Source organism: Pseudomonas sp. F8002 (genome assembly GCF_013385495.1).
Lineage (GTDB): Bacteria > Pseudomonadota > Gammaproteobacteria > Pseudomonadales > Pseudomonadaceae > Aquipseudomonas.
Genome location: NZ_JACAPW010000024.1, coordinates 47,231 through 63,092, shown reverse-complemented (window position 1 = coordinate 63,092; position 15,862 = coordinate 47,231). Strand labels below are relative to the sequence as shown.

15 protein-coding genes are annotated in these 15,862 nt (G+C 60.3%); 11 read left to right on the top strand and 4 right to left on the bottom strand.

What is annotated here, in order from left to right:
• Positions 1–8: 8 nt before the first annotated feature.
• The 3 genes from HX811_RS18175 to HX811_RS18165 all read right to left on the bottom strand — a co-directional run bounded on the left by HX811_RS18175 (position 9) and on the right by HX811_RS18165 (position 3,111).
• Positions 9–929 (bottom strand): SPFH domain-containing protein, encoded by a 921-nt coding sequence (locus HX811_RS18175; RefSeq protein WP_003213925.1) that lies wholly within the window; start codon positions 927–929, stop codon positions 9–11.
• Positions 930–985: 56 nt separating this feature from the next.
• Positions 986–2,689 carry a GspE/PulE family protein gene (locus tag HX811_RS18170; protein ID WP_177046787.1) on the bottom strand — a complete coding sequence of 568 codons (1,704 nt, stop codon included), beginning with the start codon at positions 2,687–2,689 and terminating at the stop codon, positions 986–988.
• An 83-nt stretch (positions 2,690–2,772) separates the two neighbouring features.
• Positions 2,773–3,111 (bottom strand): hypothetical protein, encoded by a 339-nt coding sequence (locus HX811_RS18165; RefSeq protein WP_102604088.1) that lies wholly within the window; start codon positions 3,109–3,111, stop codon positions 2,773–2,775.
• A 127-nt stretch (positions 3,112–3,238) separates the two neighbouring features.
• Between HX811_RS18165 and HX811_RS18160 the strand changes: the two genes are divergently transcribed.
• Complete coding sequence (locus HX811_RS18160) at positions 3,239–3,709, top strand: Lrp/AsnC family transcriptional regulator (protein WP_003213920.1); 471 nt, start codon at positions 3,239–3,241, stop codon at positions 3,707–3,709.
• 57 nt (positions 3,710–3,766) lie between these two features.
• Here HX811_RS18160 and HX811_RS18155 read toward each other — a convergent pair whose 3' ends face one another.
• Positions 3,767–5,134, bottom strand: coding sequence for an inorganic triphosphatase (locus HX811_RS18155; RefSeq protein ID WP_177046786.1), 1,368 nt, complete (start codon positions 5,132–5,134; stop codon positions 3,767–3,769).
• Positions 5,135–5,292: 158 nt separating this feature from the next.
• Between HX811_RS18155 and argE the strand changes: the two genes are divergently transcribed.
• The 10 genes from argE to HX811_RS18105 all read left to right on the top strand — a co-directional run bounded on the left by argE (position 5,293) and on the right by HX811_RS18105 (position 15,747).
• On the top strand, positions 5,293–6,441 hold the full coding sequence (gene argE, locus HX811_RS18150) for an acetylornithine deacetylase (protein WP_177020271.1): 1,149 nt from the start codon (positions 5,293–5,295) through the stop codon (positions 6,439–6,441).
• 136 nt (positions 6,442–6,577) lie between these two features.
• Positions 6,578–7,876, top strand: a complete 1,299-nt coding sequence (gene argA / locus HX811_RS18145; protein WP_010167865.1) for an amino-acid N-acetyltransferase — start codon at positions 6,578–6,580, stop codon at positions 7,874–7,876.
• 592 nt (positions 7,877–8,468) lie between these two features.
• Entirely contained in the window at positions 8,469–9,827 is a 1,359-nt protein-coding gene (locus HX811_RS18140; RefSeq protein WP_003213912.1) for an OprD family porin, read from the top strand.
• A 273-nt stretch (positions 9,828–10,100) separates the two neighbouring features.
• Entirely contained in the window at positions 10,101–10,739 is a 639-nt protein-coding gene (locus tag HX811_RS18135; RefSeq protein ID WP_003195267.1) for a peroxiredoxin, read from the top strand.
• A 317-nt stretch (positions 10,740–11,056) separates the two neighbouring features.
• Positions 11,057–11,650: an NADPH-dependent FMN reductase gene (gene ssuE / locus HX811_RS18130; protein WP_003213909.1), complete on the top strand. Its 594-nt coding sequence runs from the start codon at positions 11,057–11,059 to the stop codon at positions 11,648–11,650.
• Positions 11,651–11,758: 108 nt separating this feature from the next.
• The gene (locus HX811_RS18125; RefSeq protein WP_003213907.1) at positions 11,759–12,727 is read left to right on the top strand and encodes a sulfonate ABC transporter substrate-binding protein; all 969 of its coding nucleotides are present in this window, start codon (positions 11,759–11,761) and stop codon (positions 12,725–12,727) included.
• Positions 12,728–12,752: 25 nt separating this feature from the next.
• Positions 12,753–13,901 (top strand): FMNH2-dependent alkanesulfonate monooxygenase, encoded by a 1,149-nt coding sequence (gene ssuD, locus HX811_RS18120; RefSeq protein ID WP_177046785.1) that lies wholly within the window; start codon positions 12,753–12,755, stop codon positions 13,899–13,901.
• Between the two features lie 9 nt (positions 13,902–13,910).
• Complete coding sequence (ssuC, locus tag HX811_RS18115) at positions 13,911–14,699, top strand: aliphatic sulfonate ABC transporter permease SsuC (RefSeq protein WP_008438905.1); 789 nt, start codon at positions 13,911–13,913, stop codon at positions 14,697–14,699.
• The gene (ssuB, locus tag HX811_RS18110; protein ID WP_008438906.1) at positions 14,696–15,502 is read left to right on the top strand and encodes an aliphatic sulfonates ABC transporter ATP-binding protein; all 807 of its coding nucleotides are present in this window, start codon (positions 14,696–14,698) and stop codon (positions 15,500–15,502) included. The genes ssuC and ssuB overlap by 4 nt, the downstream gene beginning before the upstream one ends.
• A gap of 29 nt (positions 15,503–15,531) precedes the next feature.
• Positions 15,532–15,747, top strand: coding sequence for a molybdopterin-binding protein (locus HX811_RS18105; RefSeq protein ID WP_003213899.1), 216 nt, complete (start codon positions 15,532–15,534; stop codon positions 15,745–15,747).
• The last annotated feature ends 115 nt before the right edge of the window (positions 15,748–15,862 follow it).

The following is a 15,862-nucleotide window of genomic DNA, read 5'->3' as shown; positions in this document are numbered from 1 at the left end:
TGCGTGCCTCAGGCTTTCTTGTTGTCGAAGGTTGCCTTGACGATTTCGCCGATGCCGCCGACTGCGCCAATCACCTGGCTGGCTTCCAGCGGCATCAGGATCACCTTGCTGTTGTTGGCCGAGGCCAGCTTGCCCAGTGCGTCGATGTATTTCTGGGCGACGAAGTAGTTGATGGCCTGCACGTTACCGGTGGCGATGGCTTCCGATACCACTTGAGTGGCGCGGGCTTCGGCCTCGGCCTGACGTTCGCGGGCTTCGGATTCCAGGAAGGCGGCCTGACGACCACCTTCGGCCTCCAGGATCTGCGCCTGCTTCTTGCCTTCGGCGGTCAGGATCGCGGAGGCTCGCAGGCCTTCGGCCTCAAGGATCTGCGCACGCTTGATCCGCTCGGCCTTCATCTGGCCGGACATGGCGGCCATCAGGTCGGCAGGCGGGCTGATGTCCTTGATCTCGATCCGGGTGATCTTGATGCCCCACGGTGCGGTGGCTTCGTCGACGGTGCGCAGCAGTTTTTCGTTGATGCCGTCACGCTGGCTGAGCATCGCATCCAGCTCCATGGAGCCGAGCACGGTACGGATGTTGGTTTGCAACAGGTTGCGGATGGCGTGTTCGAGGTTGTTCACCTCGTAGGCCGCCTGGGCGGTATTGACCACCTGGAAGAAGCACACGGCGTCGATCTGCACCGTGGCGTTGTCAGCGGTGATGACTTCCTGGGGTGGGATATCCAGCACGCTTTCCATCACGTTGATCTTGCGACCGATGCGGTCCATGACCGGAATGATGATGTTCAGGCCGGGCTTGAGGGTGTTGGTGTAGCGGCCGAAGCGCTCGACTGTCCACTGGTAACCCTGCGGGACCACCTTGAAACCCATGAAGAGGATGGCGACGGCCAAGCCTACAAAAAGAAGCAGTACGGTTCCGATCTGCATAACGATTCCTTGTCTGGTGACGGTGAAGCGAGGTTTTTCCGATTGTAACGGTGTTGTCACGGATAAGGACGGATTACCGCGCCATCGATCAAAGGATTTGTTTCTGAATCCCCAGGCGTCACTCGCAGTACCTCTTCAAGTGTTGTCAGTCCTGCCATTACCTTGCGCATACCGGCGGACCGCAAGCTGCACATTCCCTGGTCAAGGGCCGCCAGACGCAGGGCCTGGAGGTCGGTGCCCGGGCTGACCAGGGCCTTGAGGCGATCGTTCATCAGCATGATCTCGTAGACCCCGGCTCGACCCCGATAGCCACTTTCCCGGCACTCGCCGCAACCCACTGCCTGATGGACCTGCCCGGCTTGCCGCTTGCAGTGCGGGCACAACAGCCTGACCAGGCGCTGGGCCATCACCCCCAGCAGCGTGGCATTGATCAGGTAATGGGGAATGCCCAGTTCCAGCAAGCGGCTGATGGCGCCGGGCGCATCGTTGGTGTGCAACGTCGACAGCACCAGATGCCCGGTCAGGGCGGCTTGGATCGCCATTTCTGCGGTTTCCAGGTCGCGAATCTCGCCGATCATGATGATGTCCGGGTCCTGGCGCATCAGGGCGCGGATGCCGCTGGCGAAGGTCAGGTCGATGTTGTGCTGCACCTGCATCTGGTTGAAGGCCGGCTCCACCATCTCGATCGGGTCTTCGACGGTGCACAGGTTGACCTCGCGAGTGGCCAATTGCTTGAGCGTGGTGTACAGCGTGCTGGTCTTGCCGGAACCGGTAGGGCCGGTGACCAGGATGATGCCGTTGGCCTGGCCGGTCATGGATTGCCAGCGTTGCAGGTCGTCGCTGGAAAGTCCCAGTTGCTGGAAATCCTTGTGCAGCACCTGCGGGTCAAAAATTCGCATCACCAGCTTTTCGCCGAAGGCTATGGGCAAGGTCGACAGGCGCAGCTCCACTTCCCCGCCCGTGGGGCTTTTGGTCTTCACCCGGCCGTCCTGGGGTTTGCGTTTTTCCGCCACGTTCATCCGGCCCAGGCTTTTCAGGCGGCTGACCACCGCCATCGTCACCTGGGATGGGAATTGATAGACATCATGCAGCAGCCCGTCGATGCGAAAACGCACGCGCCCCTGATCGCGTCCGGGTTCGATATGGATATCACTGGCCCGCTGGCCAAAGGCGTACTGCAACAGCCAGTCGACGATGTTGACGATGTGCGCGTCGTTGGCGTCGGGCTCCTGGTCGCTGGCGCCGAGATTGAGCAGTTGTTCGATATTCGGCGCGCCGGAGGTTTTTTGATCAATGGCGCCGCTGACCGATTTCGCCAGTCGGTAAAACTCCACGGTGCAGCGCTGGATCTCCTGGGGATTGGCCAGCACCCGCTTGATGGAGCGCTTCAACACCTGAGCCAGGCCGGCTTCCCAACTGCACACGTAAGGCTGGGCACTGGCGACGGTAACGCTGTGGGCGTCGACCGCAACGGCCAGGATCTTGTGGCGCTGGGCAAAGGCATAGGACATCAGCGGCACCACCGCCGCGACGTCGATTTTCAACGGATCGATACGCAGGTAGGGCTGGCCGCAGTGGCGGGCGAGCCATTCGGTCAGCATTTCCAGAGACGGCCCCTGGCTGGCAATGCATTCCAGGGGATGCAGCCCACTGTTCGCCGGTAGGGCCAGGTCGGCGGGCACCAGGCCCTGGTCGATCAGGGCAGGCAACAACTGATGGGTTTCCAGCCAGCGATCCTGCGGATTTGGCGCAACGGACATGGGACGTTCCTGGGCAACGATTAGGCGTAGTCCTCAGGCTAGTCACCCTTTGCGCCTCGGCCTCCGGGGTTTATTGCAAGCTTTTACTGAGCGGCCGCCTGGACCGCCAGAGGCCGCGCAGCATCTGCCGGGCGCAGCTCCAGCGAGCACACACTGATCAGGTTACGAAGTTTTTCGCCGATCACCTGGGCCCGGTGCCAGCTCAGGCCATCCATCACGATATCGATCGCCAGCAGGTCGTCTTCACGCTGCACGCTCACCTGACGTGGCACCAGGAACTGCAGGGCAAAATAGTTGAGCACCCGGCACAACACGTCGGGTTCAGCCTCGGCGAGGATTTGATAGTGCGCCTGGCAGTGGGCATTGCTGACGGCCCAGGCGTCAACGCGTTGGGCGGGGTGGGAGGCTTCGACGACGTGCATGATGATTCTCCGGATTCGACTGGAGAAATTTTTGCATTCGTCGCGGGAGATTTCTTATCTAAAACAGCCTTTATTGGCTTATAAGAGAATCATGTAATTCTTTAAATCATGATTAATGGGTATTTCTATGCACGCTGAACTGGACGTGTACGACCGGCGCATTCTCGCGCTGTTGCAGGAAGACGCTTCGCTCTCCAGCGCGCAGATCGCCGAACAGGTCGGCCTGTCGCAGTCGCCGTGCTGGCGCCGGATTCAGCGGCTGAAAGAGGAGGGTGTGATTCGCGGCCAGGTCACCCTGCTGGATCGCAAGAAAATCGGCCTTAATACGCAGATTTTTGCCGAGGTGAAACTCAACGCCCACGGCCGTTCCAACTTCACTGAGTTCACCGAGGCGATTCGCGGTTTTCCGCAAGTGCTGGAATGTTATGTGCTGATGGGCGCGGTGGACTTTTTACTGCGGATCGTCACGTCGGACATCGAGGCGTATGAGCGGTTTTTCTTTGAGAAGCTGTCGATGGTGCCGGGGATTCAGGAGGTCAACTCGATAGTGGCCTTGTCGGAGATCAAGTCCACCACGAGTTTGCCGGTGTTGCGCTGATAGTTGCCATGGCCTGACTTGAGTGGCGAGGGAGCAAGCTCCCTCGCCACAAGGGTTTTACAGGCGCAGCAGAGTTTTCCAGGCGCGATTCTGATACACCGCAATCGCCTGATGCATCCGCGCATCCAGCGACTCATCGGTGATCGGCTGGTTGGCCAGGTGCGCCAGCTTGTTCAGCTCGCCATACAAACGGTCCAGCTCGGCGATATCCAGCACCTGGCGTGCATGGTGCAGCCAGGCCAGGATGCGTTCGATACGCGGCAGTTGCTCGGCCAGGTCTTCCGGCTGTTGCTGGTAGCGCGGCAGTTGCAGGGCAACGGCGTCATCGGCCAGCAGGCGCGGCAGCCAGTTGGCCAGCTGTGCAGCGCCCTGGCGATTACCACGCACGTTGCGATCCGCGGCCCAGGTGCGGGCCAGCAGCCAGCGGGAAGTGGTCAGGGAGAACAAGCCCCAGCGCACGTCTTCCAGTTCTTCGGCGAACTGCTCCGGCGCGGCCTTGCGGATGTCTTCATCGTCGTCACCGGCCTGGACCAGCGGACGCCAGTCTTCCAGCAAGGCGTCCAGTGCGGCGCGCAATTCGCTGGTGGACTGACGCGGTGCGGCCTGGCCGAGGCTGCCGAGCAGGGCCCGCAGTTCGCCGAGGTTTTCCACCCAGTCCTGCAGCAGACGCCAGTGGCCGTTGAAACGGTATTGCTCGGCCAGGCGCTGGCTGCTGCCCAACAGATGCCACATGACGGCAGCAAATGCGTCGTCCAGCGGCATTTCGGCGTGCAGCACCGGTGCCGGCAGGCTCAGGGAGTAGCTGTTGGCGTCGAACAGGCGATAGCCACGCTCGGCCTTGCTGATATCGCACGGCATCAGCGCCAGGGTCGCGGCCAGTTCAGCGGCCAGTTCCAGCAGGGCGGCCGGGTCGCCTTCGCGCAGTTCCAGTTCCAGCTCGCAGATTTCTTCTTTCTGCTTGCCGGCAACCACGTGGCCCAGGTCCAGGGCGGCTTCGATCACCACCTTGGCCTTGCCGCGGCCCCAGGCGATTTCAGCGCGTTCGCGGACGAAATCGGTGGTGAAGATCGGCTTGAGGGTCTTTTTGTCCAGCTCGGCCAGTTGCTCGGGCCAGCATTCTCCGTCGAGTTTCTTCACGTCGAGCTTGGCTTTGACCAGGTCCCAGTTGTACTCATTGCGTTCCGACAAGCCGGCGACGCTCTGGCCACGGGTCTTGAGGGTCTGGATCACTTCGTCGCCGTCTTTGCGCAGGCGCAGGGCCACTTTGGCCTGGGCCAGGTCGCGTTCCGGGGTGTCGAAGTACTGGTTCATCAACTCACGGCGTTCCCAGCCACTTTTGTTGCGTTTTTTCAGTAACGGGTGCTCACGCAGCGCGGCGAGGGTTTCGCGGCTGACACGGAGCTTGATTTCGGTTTCTTTCTGCATGGCCGGAAAATCCAGGATCGGGAGCGCAGCCGGGGAAAAGAGTGGCTGCCAAGGTCGTGCAGTGTACAGGACTGAGCCCGGCAACGTGCCGCAACGGTTTATTGTGTCACTCAGATAGCTCTATGATGGGGTTCGTCCGGGAAGTTGAGAGACAGCGCATGCCTTTACCGTCCATGAAAGAACAATTCGCCGCGCTGATTGCCGCGCCTTCGGTCAGTTGTACCCAGGCCTCTCTCGACCAATCCAACCGCCCGGTCATCGATTTGCTCGCCACCTGGCTGGCAGACCTGGGCTTTGCCTGCGACATCCAGCAGGTCAGCCCAGGCAAATTCAACCTGTTGGCCAGTTTCGGCACCGGCCCTGGCGGCCTGGTGCTGGCGGGCCACAGTGACACCGTGCCGTACGACGGCGCCCTATGGCAGACCGATCCGCTCAAGCTGACGGAAGTCGACGGCCGCTGGGTAGGACTGGGCAGCTGTGACATGAAGGGCTTTTTCGCCCTGGTGATCGAAGCCGTCCAGCCGTTGCTCGGCCAGCCTTTCAAACAGCCGCTGCTGATTCTTGCTACCTGCGATGAAGAAAGCTCCATGGCCGGTGCTCGTGCACTGGCCGAGGCGGGTCGTCCCTTGGGCCGTGCGGCGGTGATCGGTGAACCCACCGGCCTCAAGCCCATCCGCTTGCACAAGGGCGTAATGATGGAGCGCATCGATATCCTCGGGCGCAGCGGCCATTCGTCGGACCCAAGCCTGGGCCACAGCGCCCTCGAAGCCATGCACGACGCCATTGGCGAACTGCGTGGCCTGCGCCTGGCCTGGCAGCGCGAATACCGCAATCCGCAGTTCAGCGTGCCACAGCCGACCATGAACTTCGGCTGCATCCACGGTGGCGACAACCCCAACCGCATCTGCGGCCAATGCTCCCTGGAATTCGACCTGCGGCCCCTGCCGGGCATGGATCCCCAGGTGCTGCGCGCTGCCATCCGGCAGAAGCTCGAACCCTTGGCCGAGCGCCATCAGGTGAAGATCGACTATGCGCCGCTGTTCCCCGAAGTGCCGCCGTTCGAGCAGGCCGAGGATGCAGAGTTGGTGCGAGTAGCTGAACGACTTACCGGTCATCGCGCCGAAGCAGTGGCGTTCGGCACCGAAGCGCCTTATCTTCAGCGCCTTGGTTGCGAGACCCTGGTGCTTGGCCCTGGCGATATCGCCTGCGCCCACCAGCCAGGCGAGTACCTTGAAATGTCACGCTTGACGCCTACAGTGCGTCTATTGCGTGAACTGATTCAACATTACTGCCTGACACCTGCATAAATTAACCCCTGCCCATCCGTACATAGAAGGAGAGCGAGCGTGTCGCCAAGCCTGTTCCGACGATAACCAACAGCCCGCTGTGCGTTTTTGCGATTCATCCTTTTTTGGCTGCTTTTTATTACAGGCCCAGGTTTTTATGCCCGAATACGTCAATTGGCTTCGTCACGCTTCGCCTTACATCAATGCCCACCGGGATTGCACTTTTGTCGTCATGCTGCCGGGCGATGGTGTAGAGCACCCGAACTTCGGCAATATCGTCCACGACCTGGTGCTGCTCCACAGCCTGGGCGTGCGCCTGGTGCTGGTCCACGGTTCGCGCCCGCAAATTGAAACCCGCCTCGCCGCCCGCGGCCTGACCCCGGCTTACCATGAAGGCTTGCGCATCACCGATGCCGCAACCCTGGAGTGCGTGATCGATGCGGTCGGCCATCTGCGCATTGCTATCGAAGCGCGCTTGTCAATGGACATGGCCTCTTCGCCGATGCAGGGCTCGCGCCTGCGGGTGGCCAGCGGCAACCTGGTGACGGCGCGCCCGATCGGTGTACTTGAAGGCGTCGACTATCACCACACCGGCGAAGTGCGCCGGGTCGACCGCAAGGGCATCAACCGCCTGCTGGACGAGCGCTCCATCGTGCTGCTTTCGCCGCTGGGCTACTCGCCTACCGGCGAAATCTTCAACCTCGCCTGTGAAGACGTCGCCACCCGCGCGGCCATCGACCTTGGCGCGGACAAGTTGCTGCTGTTTGGCGCCGATCTTGGTTTGATCGATGAACACGGACGCCTGGTGCGTGAACTGCGTCCGCAACAGGTGCCTGCGCACCTGCAACGCTTGGGCAGCAACTACCAGGCTGAGCTGCTGGACGCGGCGGCTGAAGCTTGCCGTGGCGGCGTAGGCCGCAGCCACATTGTCAGTTATGCCGAAGACGGCGCCTTGCTGACCGAGCTGTTCACCCGGGATGGCGGCGGTACGCTGGTGGCCCAGGAACAGTTCGAACTGGTGCGCGAAGCGGCGATTGAAGACGTCGGCGGGTTGCTGGATCTGATCAGCCCGCTGGAAGAGCAGGGGATTCTGGTGCGTCGTTCCCGGGAAGTGCTGGAGCGGGAAATCGAGCAGTTCAGCGTGGTGGAACGTGAAGGCATGATCATCGCCTGTGCGGCGCTGTATCAGATCGCCGACTCCGACGCAGGGGAGCTGGCGTGCCTGGCCGTGAACCCGGAGTACCGTCATGGCGGTCGCGGTGACGAGCTGCTGGAGCGCATCGAGACCCGTGCCCGGGCCCAGGGTTTGAAGACGCTCTTCGTGCTGACGACCCGTACCGCCCACTGGTTCCGCGAACGTGGTTTTGTGCCGAGCACGGTGGATCGCCTGCCGTCGGCGCGGGCGTCGTTATACAACTATCAGCGTAATTCGAAGATTTTCGAAAAGGCGTTGTAAGGCTAAGGGGCGAGGGGGCAATCCTCTCGCCTGTCACTTTGGCGAGTCATGCTCCTCGGCGGATGCATCGGCCCTGAACACAGGGTTTGCCAATTTATACATATAACTGACATCAAAGTGACATTATCACCGGGTACGGTGAGGTGGATTGCTGGGACGGCAGAAAAGTTTCATCGATACAAAAACTGTAACAAATTGACGGAATGATGTGCGTTTGGCCATGATGGCGTCGCGTTTTTGATCGTGAGTGACGTATGACCCCGTTTGGTCAACACAAAACGATCTAAAAAAGCGCAAAGACATACTCTTTCGGAAAACGCTTATGGAGCGGCATCGCCTGTCGGCTTGACCGTCCCATGGAAAGCGTTATTCCTGAATGGTATGAAAAAGGACGAAACAATTCTTTTTGGGTGTATGAAAAACTCATTACCCTGCAAGGACCAAATTAACTGCGGTTAGACGAAAGTAGTAGACACACAAGGTTACGATTGACTTGTCAGTCACTATCCGGTGCTAATCGCGCATCTGTGGATCGAGGGCGTCAGACCCGAGACCTAAGAAATACAAAAATTAGAAATGAGAGGAGCGGTACATGAAGAAGTCAACATTGGCGTTGGCCGTAGCTTTGGGGGCAATCGCCCAACAAGCAGGCGCCGCTGGTTTTATCGATGACAGCAAGATCACGCTGGGCGTACGTAACTTTTACATCAACACCGACAACCGCGATCTGAAGCCATCGGCTACCTCGAACACCCGCAGCAAAAACGCTGAATGGGGTCAGGGTTTCGACCTGCGTTTCATCTCGGGTTTTACCCAAGGTACTGTGGGCTTCGGTCTTGACGCCATCGGCCTGTACGGCGTGCGTCTGGATTCCAGCCGCGCTGATCACGGCAACTACACTGGCACTGCTTCCGGCGGCACCGTGTTCCCAAGTGATGGCAACAAGGCCGTTCACGATTTCGCCAGCCTGGGCGTGACCGGTAAGGTCAAGATCTCCCAAACCGTGCTGAAGATCGGTACCTTGCAGCCGAACAACCCGGTGATCAAGACCAACGACGGTCGTCTGTTGCCACAAACCTTCCAGGGCGGCGAGATCTCTTCGAACGAGTTCAAGGACCTGACCCTGACTGCTGGTCAGATCGAGCACTCCAAAGGCCGTAACTCCAGCAACAATGAAGGTCTGTCCCTGGCCGGTGCCAACGGCAGCTCGAACTACGACGCTGGTAACTTCGTCAACAAGTTCTACTACGCCGGTGCTGACTACAAAATCAACAAAGACCTGACCGCTTCGTACTACTTCGGCGAGCTGAAGGATTTCTACTCTCAGAACTTCCTGGGCCTGGTCCACAACTGGGCGATCGGTCCTGGCGTCCTGAAAAGTGACCTGCGCTACTACCGCAGCCGTGACAACGGTGCCAACGGTGATACTGCCGGTTACTACACCTCCGGCTACTACTCGGATCATCCGACCAACGCCACCAAGGTCAAAGGTAAGGTCGACAACGACCTGTACAGCTACCTGGCGCTGTACTCGGTTGCCGGTCACACCTTCGGTGCTGGCTACCAGTACACCAAGGGCGACAGCGACTTCCCTTGGCTGAACCAAGGTGACGGCTCGTCGAACAGCACCATCACCGACATGCAAATCCAGAAGTTTGCCCGTGCTGGCGAACGTACCTGGCAAGCTCGCTACGCCTATGACTTCGCCAAGATCGGCGTACCTGGCCTGACTGCCGGTGTGGTTTACCTCAAAGGTAGCAACATCGACACCACCGTCGGCGAGCGTAACGAGTGGGAACGCGACCTGACCCTGGCTTACGTTGTTCCAGAAGGTCCGCTGAAAAACCTGGGCGTTGCCTGGAAAAACGCGATGTGGCGTACCGACCTGGCGAACACCCGTTCCCAGGACGAAAACCGCGTAATCCTCAGCTACACCTACGCGTTCAAGTAAGAGCGTAAAACCTTGCCCGGCGCAATGCCGGGCAGGGTGCTTTACTTTTCAAGCCGGGCTCAACCCCCGCAAGCCCGTCCTGAACCCCTCTTTGTACAGCGTCTCAAGGCCTTCTCGAACCTTGAAGCAGATGTTGATCCACGCCCGTTGCCAAGTCCAATGAACAGATTTTTAATATTCCTTTATCGTCTAGATAAATCGATATTTATTCTTTTTAAATAATCCGCGACACAGGCACAGTGGGCTCCATAAGCACTCATCAGGAGCCACACCATGAGCCTCAGACTGGGCGACATCGCCCCCGACTTTGAACAGGATTCCAGCGCCGGCAAGATTCGCTTCCACGAGTGGCTGGGCGATAGCTGGGGCGTGCTGTTTTCCCACCCGGCGGACTTCACCCCGGTGTGCACCACCGAGCTGGGTTTCACCGCCAAGCTCAAGGATGAATTCGCCAAGCGGGGCGTGAAGGCCATTGCGCTGTCGGTGGACCCGGTGGACTCCCACCACAAGTGGATCGAAGACATCAACGAAACCCAGAACACCGTCGTCAACTTCCCGATCCTGGCCGACGCTGACCGCAAGGTCTCCGACCTGTACGACCTGATCCACCCGAATGCCAGTGACACCCTTACCGTGCGTTCGCTGTTCGTGATTGATCCGAACAAAAAGATTCGCCTGACCATCACCTACCCGGCCAGCACCGGGCGCAACTTCCACGAAATCCTGCGGGTGATCGACTCGCTGCAACTGACCGACAACCACAAAGTCGCGACCCCGGCCAACTGGCAGGACGGTGACGAGGTGGTGATCGTGCCGTCGCTCAAGGACGAGGAAGAGATCAAGAAACGCTTTCCGAAGGGTTACCGGGCGGTGAAGCCGTACCTGCGGCTCACCCCTCAACCGAATCGCTGACACACAACCACATGTGGGAGCGGGCTTGCTCGCGAATGCGCACTGTCAGTTGATGCATCTTTGAATGACACACCGCTTTCGCGAGCAAGCCCGCTCCCACACTTGCGCGCATTTCAAGTCTCACATAGCAGGGGTTTTAAGGCCGTTTCGACGGCCTTTTTTTATGCCTGCGATTTAGTCGGCAGCATATGCATTTAAAGAATAAACAAATGAAAAAATAAGATTTATAGATATATAAATTGGCTGATATGGTCTGTCCCATCTTGGCGCCATCGCCACATAGCGAACCGCCGACACTTTCCAAAGGAATTTCCTACATGCTGGTCGTAACACTTGGTGGTAGCCCCAGCCAACGTTCCCGGTCCGGGGTCTTGCTGGATCACACCCGCAACTGGTTGCAGCAACAAGGCGTGGAAGTGGTGAGTTATCAGATACGGGACTTCCCGGCCGAAGACTTGCTGCACGCGCGGTTCGATAGCCCGAAAATTATCGACTTGTTGCAGCAAGTGGCGAACGCCGATGGCCTGGTGATCGCCACGCCGGTGTACAAGGCTTCGTTTTCCGGCGCGCTGAAAACCATCCTCGACCTGCTGCCTGAACGCGCCCTGGCCCACAAAATAGTGTTGCCGATGGCCACCGGCGGCAGCATCGCCCACATGCTCGCGGTGGACTACGCGCTGAAGCCGGTGCTGTCGGCATTGAAAGCCCAGGAATTGCTCCACGGGATTTTCGCCGAAGACAGCCAGATCGCCTACGGCGAAGGCAGCGCCCAGGCGCAACTGGTGCCGGTGCTGGAACAACGCTTGAGCGAGGCCCTGGAGACGTTCTACAGCGCCATGGCCCGCCGCCCGAAACCCCTTGACCCCAATGTGTTGAATGAACGTTTGTTGAGTGCTCGCTGGAGCATTTAAGCCTTACCCAGCTTTACCTGAATTCGACAAGTACTACTCACCTTACTCAGCCGCCAACGGCCAAGCAGGTGCAGCCAACCCCCTAATCGTATATTTGGAGAGAGCGCCATGCGCACTGTCATCTTGCGTCGTGGTCTGGTCGCACTGTTTGCTGCGGCTGTGTCCTTCGGCGCCATTGTTCAAGCCCAGGCCGCCGAAACCTTGCGGATCGGCTATCAGAAATACGGCACCCTGGTGCTGCTCAAGGCCAAGGGCTCGCTGGAAAAGCGCCTGGCCGAGCAGGGCGTGCAAGTGCAGTGGACCGAGTTTCCCGGCGGCCCGCAGCTGCTGGAAGGATTGAACGTAGGCTCCATCGACTTCGGCGTGACGGGTGAAACCCCGCCAGTGTTCGCCCAGGCTGCCGGTGCCGATCTGCTCTACGTCGCCTATGAACCGCCGGCGCCTACCAGCGAAGCGATCCTGGTACCGAAAGACTCGCCGATCAAATCGGTGCAAGACCTCAAGGGCAAGAAAGTCGTCCTCAATAAAGGCTCCAACGTGCATTACCTGCTGGTACGTGCCCTGGAAGATGCCGGCCTGAAATACACCGACGTGCAGACCGTGTTCCTGCCGCCCGCCGATGCCCGCGCCGCGTTCGAGCGTGGCAGCGTCGATGCCTGGGTGATCTGGGACCCGTACCAGGCAGCCGCCGAGAAGCAACTGCAAGCCCGCACCCTGCGTGACGGCACCGGCATTGCCGACAACCATCAGTTCTACCTGGCCACCAAGCCGTACGCCGAAAAACACCCTGAAGTGATCAAGACGCTGGTGGAGGAGGTCCGCGCCGTGGGCGAATGGTCCAAGGCCAACCCGGAACAAGTCACCGAACAAGTTGCTCCGCTGCTGGGCCTGCCGGCTGACATCACCCTGACCTCGGTAAAACGCCAGGGCTACGGTGCGCAGTTCCTGACGCCTGAAGTGATCGCGGCGCAGCAGAAAATCGCCGACAGCTTCTACCAACTCAAATTGATCCCCAAACCCTTGAGCATCAAGGACGTGATCTGGACACCACCTGCCGCCGTTGCCAAAGCGCCGTAATCCGACTTCTTCAGGAGACAACTCCATGAGCCTCAATATTTTCTGGTTTCTGCCTACCCACGGCGACGGCCATTACCTTGGCACCGCCGAAGGCGCTCGCGCCGTTGATCACGGCTACTTGCAGCAAGTGGCCCAGGCGGCCGACCGCCTTGGCTTCGGCGGGGTACTGATCCCCACCGGCCGCTCCTGCGAGGATTCGTGGCTGGTGGCGGCGTCGCTGATCCCGGTGACCCAACGCTTGAAATTCCTTGTCGCGCTGCGCCCCGGGATCATTTCCCCGACGGTGGCTGCGCGTCAGGCCGCGACCCTGGATCGTCTGTCCGGCGGCCGCGCGTTGTTCAACCTGGTGACCGGTGGAGACCCGGATGAATTGGCCGGCGACGGTTTGTTCCTGAGCCATGAAGAGCGTTACCAGGCGTCGGTGGAGTTCACCCGCATCTGGCGCCGCGTACTGGAAGGCGAGACCGTCGATTACGACGGCCAGCACATCAGCGTCAAAGGCGCCAAGTTGCTCTATCCGCCGATCCAGCAACCGCGCCCGCCGCTGTATTTCGGTGGCTCCTCCGAAGCGGCCCAGGACCTGGCAGCCGAACAAGTGGAAATGGTCCTGACCTGGGGCGAGCCTCCGGCTGCGGTGGCGGAAAAGATTGCACAGGTTCGCGCCAAGGCTGCCAAGCTCGGACGTACCCTGCGCTTCGGCATTCGCCTGCATGTGATCGTGCGTGAAACCAACGCCGAAGCCTGGCAGGCCGCCGACAAACTGATCTCCCACGTGGACGATGAAACCATCGCCCGCGCCCAGGCGTCGTTGTCGCGCTTTGATTCCGTAGGCCAGCAACGCATGGCCGCCTTGCACGGCGGCAGCCGCGACAACCTGGAAGTCAGCCCCAACCTGTGGGCGGGCGTAGGCCTGGTACGCGGTGGCGCCGGCACGGCACTCGTGGGCGATGGCCCGACCGTGGCCGCGCGGGTGAAGGAATACGCGGACCTCGGTATCGATACCTTTATCTTCTCCGGCTATCCACACCTGGAAGAGTCGTATCGCGTAGCGGAGTTGCTGTTCCCGCATCTGGACATCAAGCGTCCCGAGCTGCCGAAAGGCGCCGGCTACGTCAGCCCGTTCGGCGAAATGGTCGCCAACGACATTCTTCCCAAAGCTGCGTCCCAGAGCTGAGGCGCCGCCATGAACCTTGAAAAGTTAAGTCATCGATTGGCGCCCTGGGCGCTGCCGATCCTGTTACTGGCGGTATGGCAGCTGTCCGTCTCGGCCGGCTGGTTGTCGACGCGCATTCTGCCGGCACCCAGCGCGGTGATCGAAGCGGGTGTCAGCCTGGTGCGCAGCGGCGAAATCTGGACCCACCTGGCCATCAGCGGCTGGCGTGCGGGCCTGGGCTTTGTGATCGGCGGCAGCATCGGCCTGACCCTGGGTTTTATTACCGGCCTGTCGACCTGGGGTGAACGCCTGCTGGACAGCTCGGTGCAGATGATCCGCAACGTGCCGCACCTGGCGCTGATCCCGCTGGTGATCCTGTGGTTCGGCATCGACGAGACGGCGAAGATATTCCTGGTCGCCCTCGGCACACTGTTCCCGATCTATCTCAATACTTACCACGGCATCCGCAACGTCGACCCGGCGCTGGTGGAAATGGCCCGCAGTTATGGCCTGTCCGGTTTCAGCCTGTTTCGCCAAGTGATTTTGCCGGGCGCCTTGCCTTCGATTCTGGTGGGCGTGCGCTTCGCACTGGGCTTTATGTGGCTGACGTTGATCGTCGCGGAAACCATCTCCGCCAGTTCCGGTATCGGCTACCTGGCGATGAACGCCCGGGAATTCCTGCAGACCGACGTGGTGGTTCTGGCGATCGTGCTTTACGCGGTCCTCGGCAAGCTGGCAGACCTGGCGGCGCGAGGCCTGGAGCGAGTCTGGCTGCGCTGGCACCCGGCTTATCAAGTGAATAAAGGAGGTGCGGCATGACCGCTCAACAACCTCCACGCCTGCTGCGGGGCATTCCCCTGGCAGTGCGCAAGTTGCGCAAGGCTTTCGGCGCGCGGGAAGTGCTGAAGGAAATCGACCTGCATATTCCTGCCGGTCAATTCGTGGCGGTCGTGGGCCGCAGTGGCTGCGGCAAAAGTACCTTGCTGCGCCTGCTGGCCGGGCTGGACAAAGCCAGCGGCGGCGAACTGCTCGCCGGCTCCGCGCCGCTGAGCGAAGCGATTGAAGACACGCGGTTGATGTTCCAGGAAGCGCGCCTGCTGCCGTGGAAAAAGATCATCGACAACGTGGGCCTTGGCCTCAAGGGCAACTGGCGCCCGCAGGCACTGGAAGCGCTGGAAGCGGTCGGCCTGGCCGAGCGCGCCAATGAGTGGCCGGCGGCGTTGTCCGGTGGCCAGAAGCAGCGCGTGGCCCTGGCCCGCGCCCTGATCCACCAACCGCGCCTGTTGCTGCTGGACGAACCGCTGGGGGCGCTGGATGCCCTGACCCGGATCGAGATGCAGCAACTGATCGAGAACCTCTGGCAGAAGCACGGCTTCACCGTGTTGCTGGTGACCCACGACGTCAGCGAAGCCGTGGCCATTGCCGATCGGGTGATTTTGATCGAAGACGGCGAAATCGGCCTCGACCTGCACGTGGAACTCCCACGTCCGCGGGTGCGTGGCTCCCACCGCCTGGCGGCGCTGGAAACCGAAGTGCTTAACCGTGTGTTGTCGCTGCCCGGCACCCCGCCGGAACCCGAACCTGTTTCACCGCTGCCTACGCAATTGCGTTGGGCTCAATAACTCACTTGTCTTACACAGGAAGAACGACCATGACTATCAAAGCCATCAACGTGCGTAACCAGTTCAAAGGCACCATCAAGGAAATCGTCGAAGGCGACGTGCTGTCGGAAATCGACGTACAGACCGCGTCCGGCATCGTCACTTCCGTGATCACCACCCGCTCGGTGAAAGAGCTGGAACTGGTGATCGGCAGTGAAGTGATTGCCTTCGTGAAATCCACCGAGGTGTCGATCGCCAAGTTGTGATCGTGTGATCGTTCCCACGCTCTGCGTGGGAATGCATCCCGTGACGCTCCGCGTCACCCATGCGCAGGGCTCAAGTCTTGCGCTGGCTGGCGGGACGCGGAGCGTCCCATGAGAC